This window comes from Mesorhizobium mediterraneum (assembly GCF_002284565.1).
In the GTDB taxonomy this organism is placed as follows: Bacteria; Pseudomonadota; Alphaproteobacteria; order Rhizobiales; family Rhizobiaceae; genus Mesorhizobium; species Mesorhizobium mediterraneum.
On sequence record NZ_NPKI01000043.1, the window covers coordinates 17,203 to 39,376 of the forward strand.

A 22,174-nucleotide genomic window follows, 5' to 3' on the forward strand; every position below is an offset into this window, starting at 1 on the left:
CGTCTCCTGCCAGGCACCCTCTTCGGGCCGATGGCGTAATCGGCCCCACTTCCCTAACTAACCGCCTGTGAACACCATTCTACCCACCGTCCAAGATTGGAGGTCGGCAAGGACTCTCGAAACAAGGCCGGACGGGAAACCCTTCTACCAACCTTCTCGCCTAGCCCGGACTCCCAGCCCAAGTACCCCACAGGCAAAAAAGCTCGTGCTCCGCGAGCTGGTAAGCGTAGTGTCGTCGTAGGGTAAAACCACCAACACCGACACTCGGCCTCGGCCCAATGTGTCCCTAGCCGTCGCAACGGCGACATAATCCACGCCAATTGTCAATGAAATTCATATTAACGTTTCTCTATAAATGCATACACTTTCATGACACTTTAGCAAATTGACCTTAACATAACATAACTTGATACTCATCTGAGGATGGAGTAGAGATTTGATGGTCCCCCACCTCGAAAGAGCCGTAAGCTGTAGCTTGTGTTCCAGTAAACATAGAGCAAACGCAAAATTGACTGTGGAGAAGAGATTATGGACAGCGGACGAATGATTGCCTCGGAGCTTCGAAGGTACGCAATCGGAGTTTCCGTTCAGTTTTCTTTGGTCCCCTCAAGAGAGCGTGTTTCCTGGGTGGCGCGAGGAAACTCGTCGTGGGAGCTAGGAAAACCTCTAATCCTCTCTAGGAGCAGCCCGCGGCTCGAGCGACAACTCGCGGACCGAGATTAATTCGTATCGGTGACCCCGTTGTCCCTGCTTCTTGCTCCGCCGCGGCTCGGCCTATCGTCTGATACTAAGAACCGACCCTGCGTCAAGGCGACGCCCGCGGGCCAGACCGCGCGCACAAAGTGGCACACCAAAACTCGGCGGCCACACTCGAGCGGCATAGTCACGGCAGCGGATTGGAGTGCAGCGTGACCGAAGACTGCAAGGGGAGTTTTCAATGATGAAGATCGGTGTTTTGAAGGAAATCAAAGAAGACGAGCGGCGTGTCGCACTCCAGCCGATCCAGGCGCAAGCTCTTTCGCGCCTCGGTCACGACATCTATGTCGAAATCGGTGCCGGGGAAGGGGCTGGATTCTCGGATGCGGATTATCTGGCATGCGGAGGAAAGGTTGCGGCGAAAGATGAGGTCTTGGCCCGGGCGCGGCTCCTCCTCAAGGTGAAGGCACCGCTGCGCTCAGAATATTCTGACTATGCTCCGCATCACATCCTCTTCACGTATCTGCATTTTGATGAGAACATTGATCCTCGGGATATCTCTGAACTCATCAGTAGAGGGTTTCTCGGGATTGCTTACGAGTGGGTGGGAAAAGGTGGCCAGTATCCATTGCTTGAGCCTATGAGCCGACTGACAGGTTATCTCTTCGCCCAGCGGGCGTTGGAGTTGTGCTCAAAGGAAAAAGGAGTGTTCTGCCCGCGAAATGAGAACCTTCTCCCCGGAGGGCAGGCCCTGATCATCGGATGCGGCAATATCGGTCTGTCCGCATTCAAATACTTGTCGGACCTCGGGGTTGCCTTGACCGTTGTCGCTCGAGGCCAGGAGGATTTCAATTGCAAAGCCAACGCGCGCTTCGAAACCGTGGGCGTCGACTACATCGGCGCAACCGGCACGAAACTGATCGTCATGAATAACAAGGATCCTTCACGCACTCAGGGCACCATTGCGGCGGCACTGCAGGAGATGGACATCGTCCTCAATTGTGCGGTGCGTCGCTCCGATCTTCCGAAGCGGAGAATGGAGTACCTGATCGACAGAGGCATGGTTAAAGCCATGCAGAGAGGCAGCATTTTGTGCGACTGTACTGCGTGTGATCGCGATTTGGTCGAAACCTGTATTTCTTCTGCTTCGCTCTACCACTCGTATTTCGAAGAGAACGTCGTGCATTACAACTGCGATCATATTCCGTCAATGGTGGCTAACACCGCGACCCGGCTGCTCACAGCGGGAACTTTCCCTTACATTCGATACATCGCCAGTCTCGAATCCTTGCAGGCCATCACTGAACATGAAAGCCTGCGTAACGGAGTCTGTTGCTACGGTGGTCACCTGACTCACGCGCTGTCGGCGGAGAAGAAAGGCTTGCCGTATCGGCCTCTGAGCAATGTTGTTGAAGCGATGTCCGGCCATGTAGGCGTTAAGAATATTCAAAATGGGCAACAATATACGGTATGACAATGAGTGCGTATTCGGCCCCCGCATTCCGCGCAAAAGGGGCTCTGGTATGGGGTGGTGAAGGGCACACGGTGAGCGCCGCTAATACGGGCGGAGCTGGTCGGGGTTGCACAGCCTGATTGGGCGCGGATGATTGGCTTTTGGAGTTCAGCTTTGAGAGCGGATTTGATGCGCCTGGATTGGCTTCTGACGATCTCGCAATGACGTGTCTGCCGACCAACGGTACGCACAATGCAGGGGAGGCATCTTGTGAACGGAGAAGGCCCGCGCTTTGAGGGCGTGATACGGGACAGTCATTCGGGAATCATATTTTTTGACGATGCTGGCGACCCAACATATCTGCAGCGTCGTCTTCGGTGAAAGGCTCGTCAACCAGTGACGAAAACGGCCTCGCGCACAGAATTCCTGGCAATCCCAGGCGCTGATGCACACCCGGACTCTATCACAGTTCACATGAGGCGATCCGCGGTTACGTGTTCTGCTCGTTCCTGACTCTGCTGCGCATTTCGCAAAAGCCGGACAACGTCCACAATGCCCACCGCATCGTGGTCCATGGCGACACATGTGAAAGAAAAAAGCCGCGCCCCTGTTGACCGGCATACCAGGCTTCAGCACGGTCCTCGGTCGGCCGGCATAGAGGAGCCGCACCGATGGAAATCCCATAGCACAATAACCATTGCCGGGATGAGCGCCGCGGCGATGCAGAAGACGATGCCGTCCTTGTTCTCCTTGACCATGCCGCCCCAGTCGGCGTCCGGCGGCTGCACGCCAAGGCCGAGGAAGGACAAGGTCGACAGGAACAGCACGGCATAGATGAAGCGCAGGCCGAGTTCCGAGACCAGCGGCGACAGCGCGTTGGGCAGGATCTCGCGGAAGATGATCCAGGCGCTGCCTTCGCCGCGCAGCTTGGCGGCTTCGACATAGTCCATGACGTTGATGTCGACGGCGACCGCGCGCGACAGGCGGTAGACCCGGGTCGAATCGAGAATGCCCATCACCAGGATCAGCGTCACCAGGTTCGTCGGCAGCACCGAAAGCACGACCAGGCCCACGATCAGCGTCGGGATCGACATCAGGAGATCGATGAGGCGCGACAGGATGGTGTCGAACCAGCCGCCGAACACCGCCGCCGAGAAACCGAGAATGGCGCCGAGCGAGAAGGACAGCGCCGTAGCAAGCACGGCGATGAACAGCGTGATGCGGGCGCCGTAGATCATGCGTGACAGCAGATCGCGGCCGAGATTGTCGGTGCCCAGAAAGTGCGCCGCCGACATCGGTTCCCAGACGTCGCCGACGATCTCGGCATTGTCGTGCGGTGAAATCCACGGTGCGAAGATCGCCGCCAGCACGAACAGCGCGGTCAGCACCAGTCCGATCAAGGCGGGAATGGGGATGCGTCTTATGTCAAGCATGCCCGCCCCTCACTTTGGATGTCTGAGACGCGGATTGGCGATGATCGCCGCTATGTCCGCGATGATGTTGAGGCTGATGTAGACGGCCGCGAAGATCAGGCCGACCGCCTGCACGACAGGCACGTCGCGCTTGGTGACGTGGTCGACCAGATATTGCCCCATGCCGGGATAGACGAAGATCACCTCGACCACGACGACGCCGACGATGAGATAGGCGAGGTTGAGCATGACGACGTTGATGATCGGCGCGATGGCGTTCGGAAAGGCGTGTCTGCGGATGACCGCGAAGGCTGAAAGCCCCTTGAGCTCCGCGGTCTCGACATAGGCCGACTGCATGACGTTGAGGATCGCCGCGCGCGTCATGCGCATCATGTGGGCAAGCACGACCAGCGTCAGTGCGGTCGCCGGCAAGGCGATGGCCTGCATGCGCTCGCCAAAGGGCATGCCGTCATAGACGGTCGAGATGGCGGGGAAGATCTGCCATTTCACGGCGAAGAAATAGACCAGGAGATAGCCGATGAAGAACTCGGGGAAGGAGGTCGAGGCCAGCGCCAGTCCGGAGATCAGCTTGTCCACCCAGCCATTGCGGTAGCGCACCGCGATCAGGCCGAGGATGATCGCCAGCGGCACCGCGACGACCGCCGCCCAGAAGGCGAGGAACAGTGTGTTCCACAGCCGGCCCTTGATCGAGGTCGCGATATCCTGGCCGCTCGACATGGGGGTGCCCAGGTCGCCGGTCAGCCAGTGGCAATACCTGACATACGCCGGGTCGTTCAGCCCGAGCTGCTCACGCAAATTGGCAAGCGACTCCGGTGTCGCCGATTGTCCGAGAATGGCTTGCGCGACGTCGGCGGTCAGAATCTGGGTGCCGGCGAAGATCAGGACCGAAATGGCCAAAAGCAAGATGATGCCCAGCGCAACGCGCTGGGCGATAAGCTTCACGATTGAAGATGACATGAGCGCGGGGCGTGTCTCAGATCTGCAGCCAGCACTTGGAAAGTGCGTAGCCCCCCATCATTTCCTGGTTGCCGTCCTCATACCAGCCGCCAACCTGCGGTCCAGTGGCGTCGATGAAGTCGTTGAACATCGGGACGATGGCGCCGCCTTCGTCACGGACGATTTGGCCCATGTCGGCATAGAGCTTCTTGCGCTTGTCGACATCGAGTTCGCCGCGCGCCTGGAACAGCATCTTGTCGAACTTCTCGTTGAAGAAGCGGGTATCATTCCACTGGGCCTTGGAATAGTACGCAGTGGAATACATCTGGTCCTGAGTTGGACGACCGCCCCAGTAGGACGCAGAAAAGGGTTGCTTGTTCCACACTTCGGACCAGTAGCCGTCGCCGGGTTCGCGTTTGATCTCAAGGGTAATGCCAGCCTTGGCCGCGCTCTGCTGGTAAAGCTGGGCGGCGTCGACGGCACCCGGGAAGGCGACGTCGGAGGTGCGAAGGAGCACCGATCCCGAGTGCCCGGACTTCTTGTAGTGGAAAGCTGCCTTGTCGGGATCGAACGTGCGCTGCTCCATCTCCGTGAAGAGTGGATATGACTTGTTGATCGGCGTGTCGTTGCCGACGGAGCCGTAGCCCTTCAGGATCTTCTGTACGAGCTCCTCGCGGTCGATGGCGTATTTCAGCGCGAGCTGCAGGTCGTTGTTGTCGAAAGGGGCAGTGTTGCAATGGGCGAGGAACAAGTAGTGGCCATGGCCACTAACGTTGCGGATCGTGATCCCTGGGACACGCTTGATAAGTTCCACCACCTTGGGTTCGACCCGGTTGATCATGTGGACCTGGCCGCTCTGCAGCGCAGACATGCGGGCGGTGGTATCGTTAATGACGATGATCTCAATCTGCTCCGCGAAGCCGCGGTCGTTGCGCCAGTAATTGGCGAATTTCTCGCCGCCGAGGCGGACGCCGCCTTCATTGACGGTGACCTTGTAAGGACCGGTGCCGATGCCTTCGGTCGGATTATCCTTGCCGCCATTGGGCTGGATCATTAGGTGGTAGTCGTCCATCAGGAAGGGAAGGTCGGCATTGGCTTCCTTGAGTGTGAAGACCACGTCCTGGCCGTCGACGGCAATCTTGTCGATGCCCTGCATGATGCCGAGCGCGCCAGACTTGGAATTGGCGTCGGAATGGCGCTCCATTGTGGCGAGTACGTCCGTCGGAGTCATTTCCTTGCCGTTATGGAACTGGACACCCTTGCGGATTTTGAAGGTCCAGGTCTTCGCGTCCTTTGACGCGCCCCATTCCTCGGCGAGCGCGGGCTGGAGTTCGCGCTTGGCGCCGATCTGCACGAGCTGCTCGCCCCATTGGCGGCCAAAGAAATAGGCGACCTGGCTCTCGAAGATCGCAGGATCAAGACTGTCGGTGGCCGCCCCACCCTGCATGCCGGCCTTAAGCACGCCGCCCATGACCGGGCCCTTCGGCGCGCGCCGCAGCCGCTAGCATGGTGTTCGCGAAGGCGGCGCCAACACCGATCGCGGCCGCACGACCGAAAAACTCACGCCGAGACAATTTGCCTGTCGCGACGCTTTCACTGAGAAAACGGATTTCTTCATTCATCGTAATTCCCCATCGTGTGGGCCTTCATGGCTGTTGCTTGGGTTTGGCGCACCTTACAATGCCTGTCCAACAACGAATTGATATAGCGTGATGAGAAAATGATATCGGCGCCGAACGGTGTGACAAGCGTTCGGCGGTGGGGCGCTTTGTTTCTAGTTCTGCGATCCATTGCCCTTAAGGACGCGGGTAGAAAGGTCCGAAGAGCTGGCGCTGAATTGTCTTTTGGCCCTGCAGCAAACGACGGAAGCGGTTCCGGATTCCGCTGCGATCTGATTTGGTACATGGCAACGGGGTTACCTGGCTCGCCTAGTGACGTCGACGCGCCGGACCGTCGACTGCATTTGTTAATTCCCGTGATCAGCGGGGTTACGCGACGAAAAACCCTCCACGAAATCCGCCTGCCAAAAGCTCAGCATTGCACAACGCGCCGGGCGCAGAGTCAATTGAGCTTCACGATCATAGGACAACACATCTGCCAAGCGACCCTCGATACCTCATCGGCCTCCAGTGCGACTAAAATCCGCGTCGATTCTATCTCCAACTACCGTCGCGCGACTAATGCCGAATGTCCGAACACTCGAGGCGGCTGCCTGCTAGCCGAGTTTTAGGCCACACTTGGTGGGCAGATGATGTGCCTACGCGCTTGTTCCTCAGGCCGCCTTGATCAATTCAAAATCACCGTCAGCAAACCTGGAGCACTTGAACCTCGTTAAGTCCAAAGATGGTGTTCCGTCGATAATCCATTGACTGACTTGCTTGCCCACGATCGGTCCGAGCGCGAAGCCATGACCGCTAAAACCACAAGCTGCTAAAACGTTCCAATTGCCTGGCAAGCGGTCGATAACTGGTATCAAGTCTGGCGTAAGATCGATCCGCCCAGCCCAGCTTTCTACTAGGACCAAGTCGCTAATATGGGGAAAAAGGGCCCGGAACTCGGCGAAATTTTGCTTCACTTTTCTGAGATTCGTTGCTGGCTCCGGAAGCGGCTTGTATTTCCCAATGCCAGGCAGGAGATCTTTGAAGCTTCTGATCGTATCTTGTCCCAGACCCAAACGTAGAAGGCCTTGGTTCTGTCGAAGTGCAGGAAGGAAGTAACGGAGATTCGTGAACGCTTCGAGGGTTAGATCGTAGTTGGTTCCGGCGTTCCGATAGCCGTTGCCGATGATGAAGGAGCCGTCCGGCCTGGGTCGATAGGCAGTCGTCGGCGCCCACATAGCTATCTCGGTAAAGGGCTTGGTAGTCGAAGTTCGACCTACCGATGATCTGATGATCTGAATTGGAAGATTGTAGCCTAGTTTGGTCAGAAACTTCCTCGAGCCGATCCCGCTAGCTACAACCACTTTGTCACAATACTGCTCACCCCTCTCAGTTCGAATGCCAGACACTCTGCCGTTCACTCTGATAAAGCCAGTGACGGCCTGATCGCTGAAGAGCTCCGCCCCCGCCGCCTGCGCCGCGCGGGCGAATGTGCGCGTCGATGCCTCGGGATCACCGTGTCCGTCATCGGGTGTGTAGAGCGCGCATCGCCAGTTGCCGGAAAGTTCGGGCAGCTTTTGCGTCAGTCTCTTGCTATCCAGGATTTCTGAAGTGAGGTTGTGTTTCTGAGCGTCCAGGTAGCTTGCTTCTACTAAGGCTTCGTCTTCGGTTGTTTCTGCGGGCATGAGGATGCCCGATTTCACGCGTCGCGTTGAATCAAACCCGAATTCTTCCGTGATTTCGTCCCAAAGTAACGAGGCTTCCGCGGCGAGAGGGATTTCCGCTGGGTGTCGTCCTTGTTTGCGGATGAATCCCCAAGCCCGGCTAGATTGTTCCCCGGCAATCGGCCCGCGGTCAAAAACCGCCACACGTATGCCCCGTCGTGCCAAGTAGAAGGCTGTTGAACAGCCGACGATCCCGGCGCCTATTATGGCCACATCGTAGCTTTTGTCGGATGCATTCTTCGCCATTTGAGATCGGAGCCCCTTAGTGTATCTCAGTCGTTGCCCGCGATCAGATCGTCGAGTGTCTGGGAGAAATTCATTGTTCCGGCCGCCGATAGTTTACCCCGATGAAGGTCCAGGCGGCGGCCCCTGGTTGCGAAGTGCTACTCCCAGTTCATCGCAGCGACGCGCATGAAATTGGCACCGAGGATTCCGCTGATGTCCTTGTTGGTGTAGCCTCGAGCTGACAGGGCGGCAGTGATTTTCGGGAAAACTTCGATGTCGACGAAGCCAATGTCCGATCCACTTAATGTGCCGGCGGCCAGTAATCTTTGGCGTCTCGAACCGGGTTTCCAAGGCCTTCGTGATTTCTGCGAAATCGGTTCCGATGCCTACATGTTCGGGCCCGACCAGCTCGCAATAATAGTCAATATTGCGCACAAGAAGATCTAGGTCAGACGTACTGTCGCCTACTTTTGCCAAGAATAGCCGAATTCCAGTAATCCCGATTACGCCGCCCGTGTTTGCGCAAGCAATCGCCTGTTCATCCCAGATATTTCGTGGATGATCGTGTAGTACCCGGCTGTTTGAGTGACTAATGATAATCGGCTTCGATGACGTTTCGGCCATGTCGATCGACATTCTCGCGCCGCAATGCGTCCCATCTATAAGCATGCCAACCCGGTTCATCTCTTTGATCACCGCTCGACCGAAGTGAGTAATTCCGGTGTTTTCACCGTGGCAGCCGCCGCCGCCGGCATTGTCTTTGTTGTAGACAAAGCTGATTTGGCGCACTCCCAATCGGTGGTAGGTTTCGACGAGATCCGTCGTGCCGTTTAGCGCGGACACGCCTTCGATATCCATGGAGACCGCAAGCTTCCCGTCTCGTTTGGCGGCGAGGACGTCTGCGATGCTAGAGACGAGGGTGTACTTGTCAGTGTTCTCGCTCAGGAAGCGGCGATAGCCGGCGATCACCGGAAATGTCTCTTGCCATGGCAACACGTCGTAACCCACGTTGGTGCTGACATATGTGAACCCTGCCTTCCGAATACGTTCGAGCGAGTTGACGTCGATCGGCACCTGCGGGTCCATTCCGCAATGTGCATCCCAAACGATACTGTTTTGAAAGAGTTCATCTACGCTCAGCCGGCTTACATCCATCGAAATCACGCCTTTTGGAAATTCGGATGGCGCAATTTCACGAGCGTTATGAGGCTTGTCCAACAGCGAATTGAGATAGCGTGATGACAAACTGAGATCAGTATTGAAGGGTCGGCAATTGGGCCCATTCGTATCCAGCCGTTTTGCACACCAAAGCATCCGGTGCGCTTTTCAACCGCGGGCTGTCACGAACCTGGAGGATCAATATTGCGGGCGCGGTCTCGCAGCTTCAGGCCCACAGCGGGCGGGTCCCGGGGCATTGCCTAATGCGTGAGCCGAGGCCTTCCGGTAAGCAGATTTCGCTTATGAAATGTGATTAGCTTATCCCGAAAGCGCGAGAAGCACTGCACGTCCTCCTTTGTCTCCTCAAGGAGCTTTGCAGAACAGTTGCTAAGCATCGGTCTTACGCTCAAGCCTCAAAGCGGCCGTACCTAGAGCGCGTCCTGTTTAATCCGGTTCATATCCTGCGGCTTTGAAGTAGCCGGCACATTCGGCTGGGGTGAAGAGGTCGACGACCGCGCCGACCGCGTCCCACAACGCCTTGATGGTTCTCTCGGCCTTTGCTCGCAGCAGCGCCTTGAGTTTGGCGAAGGCGTTCTCAATCGGATTGAAGTCGGGACTGTAAGGCGGCGGGTAGAGCAGGCTCGCGCCTGCGGCCTCGATCGCGTCGCGCACGCCGGCGGCCTTGTGGGCGGGCAGGTTGTCCATGACGACCACCTCGCCCTCCGACAATGTCGGGACCAGCACCTGCTCGACATAGGCCAGGAACACGTTGGCGTTCATGGCGCCGTCGTAGATGAAGGGCGCAGTCATGCCCGTCAGCCGCAGAGCTCCCGGATTCAGCACGCGCCAGCATCCTTTGATGCCAGGCTGCCTTACTGAGATTTGTTTATGACTCCTCACCGGTTACGACGCGAATAAAATTTCGGAGAACTGGAGCCGTATTGTCTTTTCGCCAAGCAGCAAAAATGTGAAATGGTTCCGGATTGTTACGCAATGGCACAGCTGCGACCCGATCTGCGTACATAGCGGCCACGGACCGAGGAATCAAAATTATTCCAATGTTTTCCTCGACAAGCGCCAAAGCGCTGTCGTTGTCTTGCATCATGATGGAGGGTCGCGGCAAGAACCCAGCTTCACGGCAAATGTTGTTTATGCGGCGGGTATAAATCTGCCATGACTCGCTCGACCACAGCAGTACATGCTCATTCTTTAAATCGAACGCAGAGACAGATCTTTTGCGTGCCAGCGGATGACATTTAGCAGATACCATAACCATTTGATCTTCAAACAGATGGAATTGTTCCAGATCACTATCAACTATGGGTCCTACTAGAAAGCCTATGTCAACCTCGCCACTGCTAATGGTGCCCGGAGTGTTTTCAGGTGCCATCTCGGATGTACCTTGACTGCTCAGGCGTAAGTCCACGCCGGGGTAGAGTTTATAAAACCGTGCCAGTACTTTCGGCAAAAAGGTGTGGATCGAGATTTCGTTGTAAGCTATTCTCAACTGTCCAACCTCTCCCCTGATGGCAGTCAACGCTTTGATCGAGATGTCATCCAGATTTCCGACAATCGTCCTGGCGTATTGCAGCAATTTGAAACCTACAGAACTTGGCTTCACCCCACGAGCGCTGCGTTCAAACACAGGCACCCCCAACTCAGCCTCAAGTGTCTGAATTGTCCGACTGACAGCAGATTGCGATGTATTCAGGCGCTCAGCAGCGCGCCGGAAACCCCCTTCGTCGTCTACCGCAACCAACGCGCGAAGTTGCTGAAGGCTTATCCTTGGCGATCTCATCATTGCATCAGACCGTACCAAAAAGTCGTTAGACAAGCATCATCTAGCATCGAAGTGATTATCAATCTACCAGCTTCGCAGTTCACGCGCGACCGAACGACATGCAGGAAAACGAAGCTGCCAAAAGCTACGAGAACCCAATATCTGAGTATATGATGGCTTTCGAATGGGCTGGGACCTGATCGGTTCCTCTAAGATAAAGCCGCGTTTGCGCGACCGCTGTGGCGCCGACGGCGCGTGGCATTGGCTGAAGGCGCTCATGGTCAGTCAACCGTGCGTGTTCGGTCTTAAGGCGACAAGCAGGGTATGGCCTATGGCGCCCGTGTGCCCGATGAGGAGAGTCACAATGCGCTAAACAAGCTGACACAGTTAAGTCGGCCCGCGAATAGAAGTTACGGGGGCAGTGTCGGTATCGCGCGCATATATAAATATTACAATAGGTCAGTTTATGCGCCACCACGCCGACAGGCTGTGCGTTTTGGCGCGACAATCATGGCGCAAAGCGCACGAGCGCTTTACCCTCCAAAATCATGATTCGCCTCGATCCCGCGACCGCCAGCCCCGCCGCGCCGCCGACCGTCCCGGCCTGGGCGCTCGCCGGCGGCGGCGCGCTCAACGATGCGGACGCCGCCTTCCAGGCCGGCGCCGCCCTGGCTTCGCTCGACAGTCTGGCCCGCGCGCAAGTCAGCTGGGCCGGGGCCTGGCGCCAGCGGCTGGCGCTCAATTGCGCCGCTGCCAGCATGCGGCTCGCCGGCCGCGCCGAGGACGCGGCCGCCCTGCGCGACGCCTGGCAGCTTTGCCGGGCCCGCGCCGATCCCGGCCCCCACCGGTGCTATTTTGCGGCTGGCGGCAGTTGGCAGCGCAGCCGCCCGTTGCCGGCGCCGAGCGGCTCGAAAAGATCGTCGAGATGCTCGGACACCATTGGGGCGACGCGGCGTTCGCCGCGCTTTCCACAGAGATCGAAAACCTGGCGGCATCGCAGCGGCCGGCGCCGTTCGCCGCGGCGGCGATCGCCGCTCACGTCGTCGCCATGCGGCCCGATGCCGAGCTCTTGGCCTGGTGGCTCGCCGACCTGGTGCTGGCGCAAGGCCTGCGCTGGCCGCGGCCGCTGCCGCTGCTGATGGCTCAGGCCTTTGGTCCGGCTTTTCGCGGCGAGGCCGGCGGCAAGCGCATCCGGCCCGGCGAAAAAAGTTTCGAGCGCGCGGTTTGCCTGGCGCTGGTTGCGGCGGCGGCAGACGCCTGCCGGCTGGCCGCCGAGCTATCGCGTCGTGCCGAAAAACTTCTAGTGGTGGCGCCAAAGCTGCGCGTGAAAGGCGCCGGCGACGTGATTTTTTTGCTTCTCAGTGAAGACGCCGTCTCCGGATCGCTGACGACCAAAACCCTGTCTCGTTTTGCCGCGCGGCGCTTGTTCGAGCGGCTGCAACAACTCGACGCCGTGCGCGAGCTCTCCGGCCGCACCACCTTTCGGCTGTTTGGGCTGTAGCGATGAGCGAAGCCTCCGCCCGCCGCAAGCCGAACGTTCAGCCTGTGCTGCTCGACACGGAACTGGATCACCTGCCGTCAGAACTGCGCTGGCGCGAGTGGATGGGCCGCGTCGAAGCGGTGATCTTCGCCGCCAGCGAACCGGTGACACGCAGTGTCCTCGCGCGGGTGGTGGGGAAGAACTGCAATCTCGAGCTGATCCCCGACGACATCCGCGCTGAGCTCGCCGGGCGCCCCTACGAGTTGGTCGCGGTCGCCGGCGGCTGGCAGCACCGGACCAAGAAAATTTTTGGTGACGCAATCCGCGCCGCCTTCGGCACGGCAGCGGGCGAGGGGGCAAAAGAACTGTCGCAGACGGAGGCGCTTGTCTTGATGTGCATTGCCTATTTCCAGCCGATCACGCGTGGCGAGCTGTCTTCCTTCTTCGGCAAGGAGGTGTCGCGCGATCTGATCGGCGTGCTGCGCGCGCAAGACCTGATCGCCTCGGGGCCGCGTAGCCCGCAGCCGGGGGCGCCCTATACCTATGTGACGACCAAAAATTTTCTGTTGCAGTTCGGGCTCGACACGCTGCGCCAGCTGCCGGACTTCGAGGCGCTCGAAGACGCTGGGCTGCTGTCGAAGGAGAAGCTGCTGGCGGGCGACATCGTGCTTGGGTTTTCTTCTAACCGTCAAAACGTCGACCCAAAGATCGAGTATTGACTGTTCGGTGGCCCGTATTGACGTGAAGGCACTCGGCATCGTGCACCCCCCAGGGACGGTGCACGGAAAGGGGGCGACGCTTAGGCGGGATTGTCCCTAACACGGGAGCGAAGCGAAAGGCGCGGGCAGCAACGGGACAAGACGGCCGCGTTGCCCATGCCTTACCGCCACCCGCGACGGCGAAGATGCATAGGCTCGACAGGATCGGGTGCCTTTCTGCTGCGGAAGCCGGACTTGGACGGCTGCCGTTTCACCAGACGCCTCTTACGGGAGAAATCTTGCAGGGTCGCTGTGTCAAGTGCGGCCACCGTCACAGCGCCGGCAGGCGGCAATATTGCGGTTTTGTCACGTTTGTGGCACCATATGGTGTGCTTTTAATCCACTCATCCACTAGATGGAGTGCGCCACATGCGTGAACCGGGACTTGACGGCCGCCAACCGCGATCAGGACGAACGAATCAGCGAAAAACATGGAAATACCAAGGTCGAGACGCTGCGTCAGACCTACGGCGAGGACTTCGCCCCCGGGGTCCGGGGCGACGCCAAGCTGTCAACACTGCTCAAGCGGGAAGGCGTCTCGTCGTTGAGCCAGCTTCTGAAGAAAAAGTAGCCGAACTGGCCACGGGCGCTGGGCCTCTAGCGGTGGCTTCGGTAATAGGGACGGACATATGAGCTATGAATGAGTGGGACGCAGCATGGCGGACGATGGCTCCAGTGCAAAGAACGACCCGATTATTGCCCCCACCACGGACCCCAAGCGTGAGCTCGGTCGCACCTTCGTCGAGGTTATCGCATCAACAAACCCAATCACGGGCGGCTTGGCGCGGCTCTATCAGGTTACCCATCCTTCCAAATCGACGCGGGATCGCGAAGAGTGGCAACGCGCGATCTCCGAACGCACCAATGAACACGGTAAGCGTCTTGATCGCCATTGGGCGCTGCTTTCACCGCCGGCAGAGACGCTGGCGGGCCTATCGGCCCGACTCGTTGAGTTTTTGGCACGCGCATGTCCAGACGGCCTAGCGGAACATTTCCACGACCTCGATGAAGTGTTGGCCGCCCTGCCGGGAACGACCGCAGACGAACTTCGCGAAGCGGCCGAGGATTTGGTCTCGTTTGAACTTGTCGATAAACGGTCGCTGATCGGCGCCGACAGGCTGCGACCCACTCAACGTTTCTATGAGCAGTTCGATCATCAGGTGATGGTCGAATGGGGTAGCGAGGGAACCCGTCGGGATGCCGCCAAGGTTGCGTCGCTCATACTTGAAACGGGTGAAAGCCAATCACCCGAGCTCCTGGCGCTGACGGGGTGGCCGTTGCGTCGCTTCAATCCCGCTCTTGCCCATTTGAAGAACGAGCATCCCGACTGGGGCTGGCGGGATCAATCCGGTTCCGATTTTCCGAGCTTGGGACTGCTGATCGGCCCGAAGGAAAAAATGGGACTTCGCCGATTCACCGGAGCGGTCGAGCGAGAAGGCAGTACATGAACCAGTGTCTCGGTTCTCGACGCCCTCCCGGCCCTGATCGAGGCTGCATGCGTGAGACTGAGACCGCACGTGGAGTTCTGGACCGAGGCGTGGCGCTCACTGCAAGTTATGGGTCGCATCCTATTGGCGAACTTCGATGCCGCACGATGAGGTACTTTGCGGCTAATGCCCTATGAGGGGATGGATCAAGGACATCAGGGCATACCATCGCGCAATGGCCACCGATGATAAGGACGCGGCCCCGCCATCATTCGACGGTGTTCTCTCCGCGATTGAGAAGTTCCGGAGACCATTAATAGTGCGGTCCGATTGCCTTCATGAACTGACGACTAACCCTCGCAGAAACGACATCGGATCGAGGTCGTATTCTGCCATAACCGCTTCAGCCGACCGGCGACCGAACTGGGCAATAATCTCGTCAACTATCGAATTGTGATAACCGGCAAGCCACTCGAACTTCTCGCGTACGCGGCCGCTCGTCGCGGCCAGCTTGCCGCGGACGAGCTCCGCATGGCGTTCGAGGAAAACGAAATAGCCGGCAGGGTCGTCAAACTCGGACTCGCTTGCCCCAAGATAGTCGATGAAGCGTTTCCCGTCCGCGTCGACCCGCAGCAGACGGTCCACATGTCGCAGCTCCTCCTCGAGGTCGTGATCCTGCTGGCGCAGCCGCGCATCGTCGAGAAAGCTCTGATATGCAGCCTCATCCACGAGGATGCGGGGGTGAACCGCCTCATCGGTCTCGATTTCATAGGCGCGGACCATAGCAGGCCCGAAAACCGGTCCTTTGCCGTCGAGTCCGACATGAGCCTTGCCAACGGCGACGCCGGCGCGGATCACCACCCCGTGCCCAATGCACTCGACTTGAGCATGAAGCAGATCGAGCAATTCGTGGAAGAAGGCGCCATCATTGTACTGGGTATCGAAGACACGGACCCGCACGACCGCGTCCGATACAGAGTCTGCAAAGGCGCGGCTGAGCAGGCGGGGCTCCTTCACTCGGCGGATCGGGAGTTCTTCGACCGGCGCGGTGAACTCTCGCAGTTGCAGCAGCACATCACGAATGTCATAGGCATGCCGCGTTTCAAGGAGGTTGCGGAAGCCCAGCACGTCGATGAAGCTCACAACGGCTCGTAGCCCTCTCCTGGCACGCGAGCGGCGGTCTCCGCTGCGCGCTTTGCATGCGCCCTTTGCTTGCGCGCAGAAGATCGCTCGACCGAACGCAATGCTTCGTCGAGCGTTTCATATTGTTTTCTGGGCACCCCTCAAACTCCCTCATCATCCGCAGCGCCGGTGGCCCGGTATCCTGATGCGTTATTTTGTATCGATGAAGCGCTTTCAATCATCATTCTATATCAGGCGGTTGACACGAGCCGCAGATCATAGATATATGACCCCGATCACAGCAGATTTGTGATCGGGATTCTATATCATGTCCTATCAGAGCGAAAGCCTGATCGCGCAAACTCGCGAGGTCCGCGAGGCCTCCGGCGTTAGTCAGCGTGCGCTCAGCGAGAGGGCCGGGCTCACGCAGAGCCATATCTCGCAAATCGAGAGCGGCAAAATGGAGCCGGGGCTGTCGAGCTTCATCGATATGACCCGAGCGCTCGATCTCGAGCTCATGCTCGTGCCGAAGAGACTAGTGCCGGCGGTGCTGAGCTTAGTCAAGGCCCAAGCAGCGCCAGACATGCATATCCACGCCGGTCAGCCAAACGACAAGCGCTTTGCCCGCGCGGAGCGCTTGGTCAAGAAAATGAAGCACCTCTACGGGAGCTCGGCCGACCTTGATCGCATCGAGGAGACACTGCGATTCCTACGCCGGGTGAGCCTCGGGGATCAGGAGATGCAGCTGGTGCGCGAACTGATTGCCCGCCTCGAGCGCTACCAGGCCAGCGACCAAGCGGCGCCCATCGCCCGAGAGATCGCGCAGAACCTGCAGCGGTTGCGCAATTCCATCGCCCATCGCGCGATCTCTGAGCCGAGGCCGGCCTACTCGCTGGATGGAGACGACGATGCCTGACGTCTCGGTTCTCGAGGTGCGGCTCTACAACGAGCCCATCGGAACTCTGACCCATCTGCAGGGAGATCGGACGATCTTTGCCTTCAACGAAGCCTACGTCGAGAACGCGGATCGGCCCACCCTCAGCCTTTCGTTCATGGACGATCTGGGCGGCCTCATTACCAAAATTCGACCCACCCAGCGAGTGGTGCCGCCATTTTTCTCGAACCTGCTGCCCGAGGGAAGCATGCGGCGCTATCTTGCCGAGCGAGCAGGCGTGAACCAGCAGCGGGAATTCTTCCTACTCTGGGTGTTGGGCCTCGATCTCCCGGGAGCTCTGTCGATCCATCCCGCGGCCGGCGAGGCCCTGCCGCCGGGTGCCGACGATGCCTTGCCGGAGAATGCCAAGCCCAACGCCTTGCGCTTTTCGCTCGCCGGCGTGCAGCTGAAATTCTCCGCGTTCGAGAACGCCGGAAAGGGCGGCGGCCTCACAATTCCCGTCGAGGGCGTCGGGGGCTCCTGGATCGTCAAGCTCCCCTCCCAGCAGTTCGCCGGCGTTCCGGAAAACGAGTTCTCGATGATGACGATCGCCGGTATGATCGGTATGGAGGTGCCCGTCATCAACCTGATCGATCTCAATGCGATCGCCGGTATTCCAGAAGGCATCGGCGAGTTGAAGGGGCAAGCGCTTGCGGCCAGTCGTTTCGACCGCACCTCCGACGGCCCCGTTCACACCGAGGATTTCGCGCAGGTCTTCGGTGTCTTTCCGGACGACAAGTACAAGCGAGCGAGCTACGCAAACATCGCTCGCGTCATCGGCACGGAAGCGGGAGACGCCGGGGCCATCGAGTTTGTCCGGCGGATGGTGTTTAGCGCGTTGATCGGCAATGGCGACATGCACCTCAAGAACTGGTCGCTGATCTATCCGGACCAGCGGTCGGCCGCGCTTTCGCCGGCTTACGACCTGGTGTCGACCATTCCCTATATGAAGGGCGAGGACACGGCTGCGCTCAACTACTCTCGGACAAAGAAGATGGCCGAGCTCAATGCCGATGAACTACGCCACCTGGCGGCCAAGGCGCTCCTGCCCGAAAAGCTCGTCATCGACACCGCCGCCGAAACCGTCCAGCGATTTCGGCTGGCGTGGCAGGCCGAGAAGGGCAACCTTCCCCTCACGCATACCGTCGTGGAGGCGGTCGATGCCCACGCCCCGACCGTGCCGCTCTATAGTGAACTCGCATAGTAGGGAGTGATGGGAGCGTTCGTCAGCACCCAGCACCCGACCATCAATCGAGAGGGCAGGACATGTCGCCTCAGGAGCCATCGCTAGAGTTTGTATGCCCGCGATGTGGGGATACGAGCAGCGAGACCATTGAGGAAGTCCCGAGCTATGACGTCTTGGCGGACCGGGAGTCCGACGCGCAGGGCTATGTCGAACAGACGGTGACTTGCAGTGGCTGCGAGCACCAATTCGCTGTCAGTATCCGAAACACCGGGGCCTGCCTCGTGGCCGAACTCGCGGATCACAAGACGCATGTGAGGGTGATCGATGATCCGACCCACGAGCCTGACGGCCCATGGGAAGCGGAAGCCTACCAGCGCGAGAACCTGCCGGAGGATCCTGCAAAGATCTTCAAATTCGCAACCTACGACATCGGTCACGTCGCAGCCGAGATGGAGGGGCGCGGGCTCGGTGACGCGCTGAACCGCATGCTGCTCGTCCAGTACTTTTCCGCCATCGAAGCATATCTCAGCGATCGTCTCATCAGACTGGTGCTCGACGATCCGAAGGCAATGTCAGCTTTGGTGAAGGGCAACAAGGAGTGGGTTGGGGACAAGATCGAAGTCGTTGAACTCGCGTCCAATCCGAACGCTTTTCGGGATTGGGTACATATGCGGTTGCGCGAGCTGATGTACCATAACTTCGTGAAGATCGATCTGTACTATCGGAGCGCCCTCGGCTCGACCATTTTTCCAGATGAGGCGACCAAGAAAACGCTTATGGCGTTCGTGCCGGTGCGGCACGATTGCGTCCACCGCTACGGCCGCGATCACGACGGCCGAGAGCGATCCATAAGCAAGCCCGACCTTGAAAGGCTGAGCGACACCCTCGAAGGCATGGTCACTCATCTCGAGGCTGCATTCGCTCGGCGCGGGAAAGAGGGCTGAGGCGGGCGCCATGTCTATTCATTCCGTGGTCGTCGACGGGCCGCTGGCCATGCGAATACAACGGCTCAATGCGGCTCGTGAAGGAGCCACGGGGCGCCAGATACTGACCCTCCCCCTTCTTGCCGCACGCCTCGCCGGCGGCTTTATCGGGCCGGCGTCACAGGAGATCTTTCAGCGATCAAGTTCAGCCGCGGGGACGCAGCCGAATTTCGGCTGAGGAATAGTGCGGCCTGTAGCCGCGGGGTGGAGGGGGCGTGATCACGGGCTTGAGAAGATTTGAGAGACCAGTCGTCGTTCAGGTCAGCCGTCACGGCTCGGAGCGCATTGTGCTCGATGTCAATGACGCGGCAACTATCTTGATGCGGGATCTCCGTTCTCAGACCAAGAAACGCAACGCAGCGATGGACGCCTGTCTACAGGTATTGCGTGGTGAGGCTCACCCACCAGCTGCTCGGCGGGCTTTCGTCGCGGCCGCGCTCGAAGCGAAGATTCTACGCATGGATTAGAGCTAAGTGGGCTCAAAAAGGGGATCTGCAAGAGCGGCGGAATGGGATTCAGCTCCTCGCTGTGGCGGAGAACAGCAGTTGTGACGAGCAAATTGGCTCGCGCATCAATACCTGCTCTTCGAGCCAATGCAGCCCGGCTATGAAGGCGCCGGATGTTGCACCGGAATGGGCGAACTCTGGGCGGCATGCCTGGTGCCCTCCTTCTCTCGCTCGAAGCGGAAAATCGGAAGCCTGCCAATTTGCGCGTGGTCGTAGGCGGGGTGCAGCAGAGTGGATCGATGGCCTGTATGAGGCGGCCTGGATTGAACAGGTTCCGCCGGCAGACCGGGCCAACTACTGAACAGAAATGCTCCTCGGCAACATCGCGGAAAAGGGCGCGTCGTAATCTGGAGCACTACCAAACCCCTGTCGCTGACAGCCCTTCCATGGAATCAGATCCCGCCCATGCAGAGGTATTTCATTTCAAGATAATCCTCGAGCCCGTGCCACCTCGCGCCCGATACCAGACTGCTTCACGCCGCCAAAGGGGGCTGCTTCGGAGGACATGCGCCCGGTTTTGATGCCCACCATGCCGTATTCCAAGGCTTCCGCCACACGCCACACGCGCTTGAGGTTGGACGCATAAAAATAGGCGGCCAGCCCGTAGATCGTGTCGTTAGTTTGATAGACGACCTGATCCGCATCATCGAAGCGAATGACCGGAGCCAACGGCCCGAATGTCTCTTCGTGCGCCACTGTCATCTCGCTGGAGACCTGGGTGAGCACCGTCGGCTGGAAGAACGTACCGTCCTTGCCGATGCGTTCGCCTCCGCATTGAACTATACCGCCCTTTGCGACGGCATCGGCGATATGGGATTCGATGTTGGCAAGTGCACGCTTGTCGATCAGTGGTCCGACAGCCACGGCCGGATCGAAGCCGTCCCCTACCGAAAGGCGGCGGACCTTCTCCACGAATTTGTCGACGAATTCATCGTGGACGTTCGACTGGACATAAAGGCGGTTGGCGGAAACGCATGTCTGACCGGCATTGCGGAACTTCGCCTGCATCGCGCCGTCTACGGCCGCATCGATATCGGCATCGTCAAAAACGATGAAAGGGGCGTTGCCGCCAAGCTCGGGGCCGACCTTCTTGATCTGATCCGAGCACTGTCGCATCAGGAGCCGACCGACCTCGGTTGAGCCGGTGAAGCTGATCTTGCGGACCTTCGCGTTTGTGCAAAGTTCACGGCCGACCGCATCGCCATCAGATGCATAAACCAAGTTGACAACACCTTCGGGAAAGCCGGCCTGGTGGGCGAGAGCGAACATCGCTCCCGCCACGAGCGGCGTTTGTTCAGCAGGCTTGAGCACGATCGTGCAGCCCGCCGCCAACGCCGGCGAGATCTTGCGCGCCACCATCGACGCGGGGAAATTCCATGGCGTGATTGTTCCGACGACGCCGATCGGCTGCTTGATCACGATCATGCGCCGGTCCGTCGAGGGCGGGGAGATCGTCTCGCCATAGATGCGATTGGCCTCTTCAGCGTACCATTGCAGATACGCGGCCGCATGTGTTACCTCCGATTTTGCTTCAGCAAGCGGCTTGCCCGTCTCTGCGGTCAGGATAGCTGCGAGATCATCGGTGTGATCGACGATCAGCTGATGCCATAGCCAGAGCATGTCGCTGCGTTCCCGGCGGTCAACGCCGCCCGTGCAGCTTGCGCGATATAGGCTTTGTCGACCGCTGCGCGCGTCTCCTCAGCACCCATATGTGGAAGTTCTGCCAGCAATTCGCCGGTCTATGGGTTGAGGACCCAAACGCGACACCCACGATTGCGCTGGGGCAGGGCGACGTTTTGCTTGGGTGAAAGTGGTAGCGCCACAACATTGCGGCAGTCGAGACGGGCCGCAAGGCTCATGGTCGGCATTCTCGATCTGTGCATCACAAAGCAGTTGTTTCCTGAGCACCTTCTTGGACCCGGCCGGTATCCGGCATTGAGTGCCGGAGGTGAAACCAGACGGCTACAGTCAAGGCGGGGGTCTTCCCGCCTTTGCGTCCGCGCGCCCAAACAACGTTCAGACCGCGCCGTTATTGCGGGCTCTCTTTGCTGGGGCAGCCTGTTCGGCTTGGTGAGGCTTTCGACCCAGGCCGATAGTCTTGGCCAAAGCTGAGCGCGCCGCGGCATAGTTCGGCGCGACCATCGGATAGTCTGCCGGCAGACCCCACTTGGCACGGTATTCGTCGGGCGTAAGGCCGTAGTGGGTAGAGAGATGCCGCTTCAGCGACTTGAATTTCTTTCCGTCCTCCAGGCTTATGATGTAGTCGGGCGTGACTGACTTCCTGATGGGAACCGCAGGTGTGAGCGCTTCAGGCTTGGCAACCAGGCCGCCGATCGTGCCCTTCAACGCGGCATGCACCTGGGCGATCAGGGCCGGAAGCTCGCCCACGGGGACTGGATTGTTCGAAACGTAGGCAGATACGACGGCGGCGGTGAGCTCGATCACGGGATCAGTATTGTTCGCGGTTTCTTCTGTCACGAATGCTCCTGTTCTGATCGCCCCGGCAAAGTTCCTCTTCATTAGTGAAGGCAGCCCCAGAACGCAATGAAAGTTGCGTTAGGTCTGCCCTGATATCGTGTTCTCAAGGCGCGGCCTGAGCCATGCGCACATCGATGGTACATCGCGACCCGCTCAAACCTTGATGGCGGAACGGTCGCTTGGGTCCGGCACGGCGCTTTGGCCAATTTCCAGCAGAATGGTTTGGTTCGGCTTCGAAACAGCGGTCAAGAATTACTTCGGCTCGGCATCTATTATGCCCTCATCCTGCCACTGTGC

15 protein-coding genes and 4 pseudogenes are annotated in these 22,174 nt (G+C 58.9%); 9 read left to right on the forward strand and 10 right to left on the reverse strand.

From position 1 onward, the window contains the following. Positions 1 to 937 precede the first annotated feature (937 nt). The gene (locus CIT25_RS29475) at positions 938 to 2,170 is read left to right on the forward strand and encodes a Rossmann-fold NAD(P)-binding domain-containing protein (RefSeq protein ID WP_095488684.1); all 1,233 of its coding nucleotides are present in this window, start codon (positions 938 to 940) and stop codon (positions 2,168 to 2,170) included. A gap of 608 nt (positions 2,171 to 2,778) precedes the next feature. Here the strand turns inward: CIT25_RS29475 and CIT25_RS29480 are convergent. From CIT25_RS29480 to CIT25_RS29510, 7 genes and pseudogenes are all read right to left on the reverse strand, one after another. Further along, positions 2,779 to 3,582, reverse strand: coding sequence for an ABC transporter permease (locus tag CIT25_RS29480; RefSeq protein WP_095488685.1), 804 nt, complete (start codon positions 3,580 to 3,582; stop codon positions 2,779 to 2,781). A 9-nt stretch (positions 3,583 to 3,591) separates the two neighbouring features. Then, complete coding sequence (locus CIT25_RS29485; protein ID WP_095488686.1) at positions 3,592 to 4,539, reverse strand: ABC transporter permease; 948 nt, start codon at positions 4,537 to 4,539, stop codon at positions 3,592 to 3,594. A 16-nt stretch (positions 4,540 to 4,555) separates the two neighbouring features. Then, positions 4,556 to 6,140, reverse strand: a pseudogene (locus tag CIT25_RS29490) (ABC transporter substrate-binding protein). A 650-nt stretch (positions 6,141 to 6,790) separates the two neighbouring features. Then, positions 6,791 to 8,086 (reverse strand): NAD(P)/FAD-dependent oxidoreductase, encoded by a 1,296-nt coding sequence (locus CIT25_RS29495; RefSeq protein ID WP_095488687.1) that lies wholly within the window; start codon positions 8,084 to 8,086, stop codon positions 6,791 to 6,793. Positions 8,087 to 8,179: 93 nt separating this feature from the next. Next, entirely contained in the window at positions 8,180 to 9,310 is a 1,131-nt protein-coding gene (locus CIT25_RS37230) for a dipeptidase (protein WP_206073012.1), read from the reverse strand. Positions 9,311 to 9,667: 357 nt separating this feature from the next. Continuing rightward, positions 9,668 to 10,057, reverse strand: a pseudogene (locus CIT25_RS29505) (transposase); the annotation flags it as partial. Positions 10,058 to 10,109: 52 nt separating this feature from the next. Beyond that, complete coding sequence (locus tag CIT25_RS29510) at positions 10,110 to 11,024, reverse strand: LysR family transcriptional regulator (RefSeq protein ID WP_095488688.1); 915 nt, start codon at positions 11,022 to 11,024, stop codon at positions 10,110 to 10,112. A 527-nt stretch (positions 11,025 to 11,551) separates the two neighbouring features. Between CIT25_RS29510 and CIT25_RS29520 the strand changes: the two are divergent. From CIT25_RS29520 to CIT25_RS29535, 4 genes and pseudogenes are all read left to right on the forward strand, one after another. Then, a pseudogene (locus CIT25_RS29520) lies at positions 11,552 to 12,504 on the forward strand (DUF1403 family protein). 2 nt (positions 12,505 to 12,506) lie between these two features. After that, positions 12,507 to 13,202: an SMC-Scp complex subunit ScpB gene (gene scpB, locus CIT25_RS29525; protein WP_095488690.1), complete on the forward strand. Its 696-nt coding sequence runs from the start codon at positions 12,507 to 12,509 to the stop codon at positions 13,200 to 13,202. A 424-nt stretch (positions 13,203 to 13,626) separates the two neighbouring features. Continuing rightward, the gene (locus tag CIT25_RS29530) at positions 13,627 to 13,812 is read left to right on the forward strand and encodes a hypothetical protein (protein ID WP_245330035.1); all 186 of its coding nucleotides are present in this window, start codon (positions 13,627 to 13,629) and stop codon (positions 13,810 to 13,812) included. A gap of 85 nt (positions 13,813 to 13,897) precedes the next feature. After that, the gene (locus CIT25_RS29535) at positions 13,898 to 14,689 is read left to right on the forward strand and encodes a hypothetical protein (RefSeq protein ID WP_095488691.1); all 792 of its coding nucleotides are present in this window, start codon (positions 13,898 to 13,900) and stop codon (positions 14,687 to 14,689) included. Positions 14,690 to 15,004: 315 nt separating this feature from the next. Here CIT25_RS29535 and CIT25_RS36570 read toward each other — a convergent pair whose 3' ends face one another. After that, positions 15,005 to 15,811, reverse strand: a complete 807-nt coding sequence (locus tag CIT25_RS36570; protein ID WP_158302674.1) for a hypothetical protein — start codon at positions 15,809 to 15,811, stop codon at positions 15,005 to 15,007. 307 nt (positions 15,812 to 16,118) lie between these two features. Here CIT25_RS36570 and CIT25_RS29550 point away from each other — a divergent pair, with 307 nt between their 5' ends. From CIT25_RS29550 to CIT25_RS29570, 4 genes are all read left to right on the forward strand, one after another. Next, a complete protein-coding gene (locus CIT25_RS29550) occupies positions 16,119 to 16,706 on the forward strand; it encodes a helix-turn-helix domain-containing protein (protein ID WP_095488694.1) in 588 nt (195 codons plus the stop codon). Beyond that, positions 16,699 to 17,928, forward strand: a complete 1,230-nt coding sequence (locus CIT25_RS29555) for a type II toxin-antitoxin system HipA family toxin (protein WP_095488769.1) — start codon at positions 16,699 to 16,701, stop codon at positions 17,926 to 17,928. The genes CIT25_RS29550 and CIT25_RS29555 overlap by 8 nt, the downstream gene beginning before the upstream one ends. Before the next feature lie 62 nt (positions 17,929 to 17,990). Continuing rightward, the gene (locus CIT25_RS29560; protein ID WP_095488695.1) at positions 17,991 to 18,854 is read left to right on the forward strand and encodes a hypothetical protein; all 864 of its coding nucleotides are present in this window, start codon (positions 17,991 to 17,993) and stop codon (positions 18,852 to 18,854) included. Between the two features lie 254 nt (positions 18,855 to 19,108). Then, the gene (locus tag CIT25_RS29570) at positions 19,109 to 19,360 is read left to right on the forward strand and encodes a DUF982 domain-containing protein (protein ID WP_280953396.1); all 252 of its coding nucleotides are present in this window, start codon (positions 19,109 to 19,111) and stop codon (positions 19,358 to 19,360) included. A 431-nt stretch (positions 19,361 to 19,791) separates the two neighbouring features. Here CIT25_RS29570 and CIT25_RS29575 read toward each other — a convergent pair. Together CIT25_RS29575 and CIT25_RS29580 are read right to left on the reverse strand one after the other, a co-directional pair. After that, a pseudogene (locus tag CIT25_RS29575) lies at positions 19,792 to 21,138 on the reverse strand (NAD-dependent succinate-semialdehyde dehydrogenase); the annotation flags it as partial. A 277-nt stretch (positions 21,139 to 21,415) separates the two neighbouring features. Then, the gene (locus tag CIT25_RS29580; protein ID WP_280953397.1) at positions 21,416 to 21,877 is read right to left on the reverse strand and encodes a Ros/MucR family transcriptional regulator; all 462 of its coding nucleotides are present in this window, start codon (positions 21,875 to 21,877) and stop codon (positions 21,416 to 21,418) included. Positions 21,878 to 22,174: the final 297 nt, after the last annotated feature.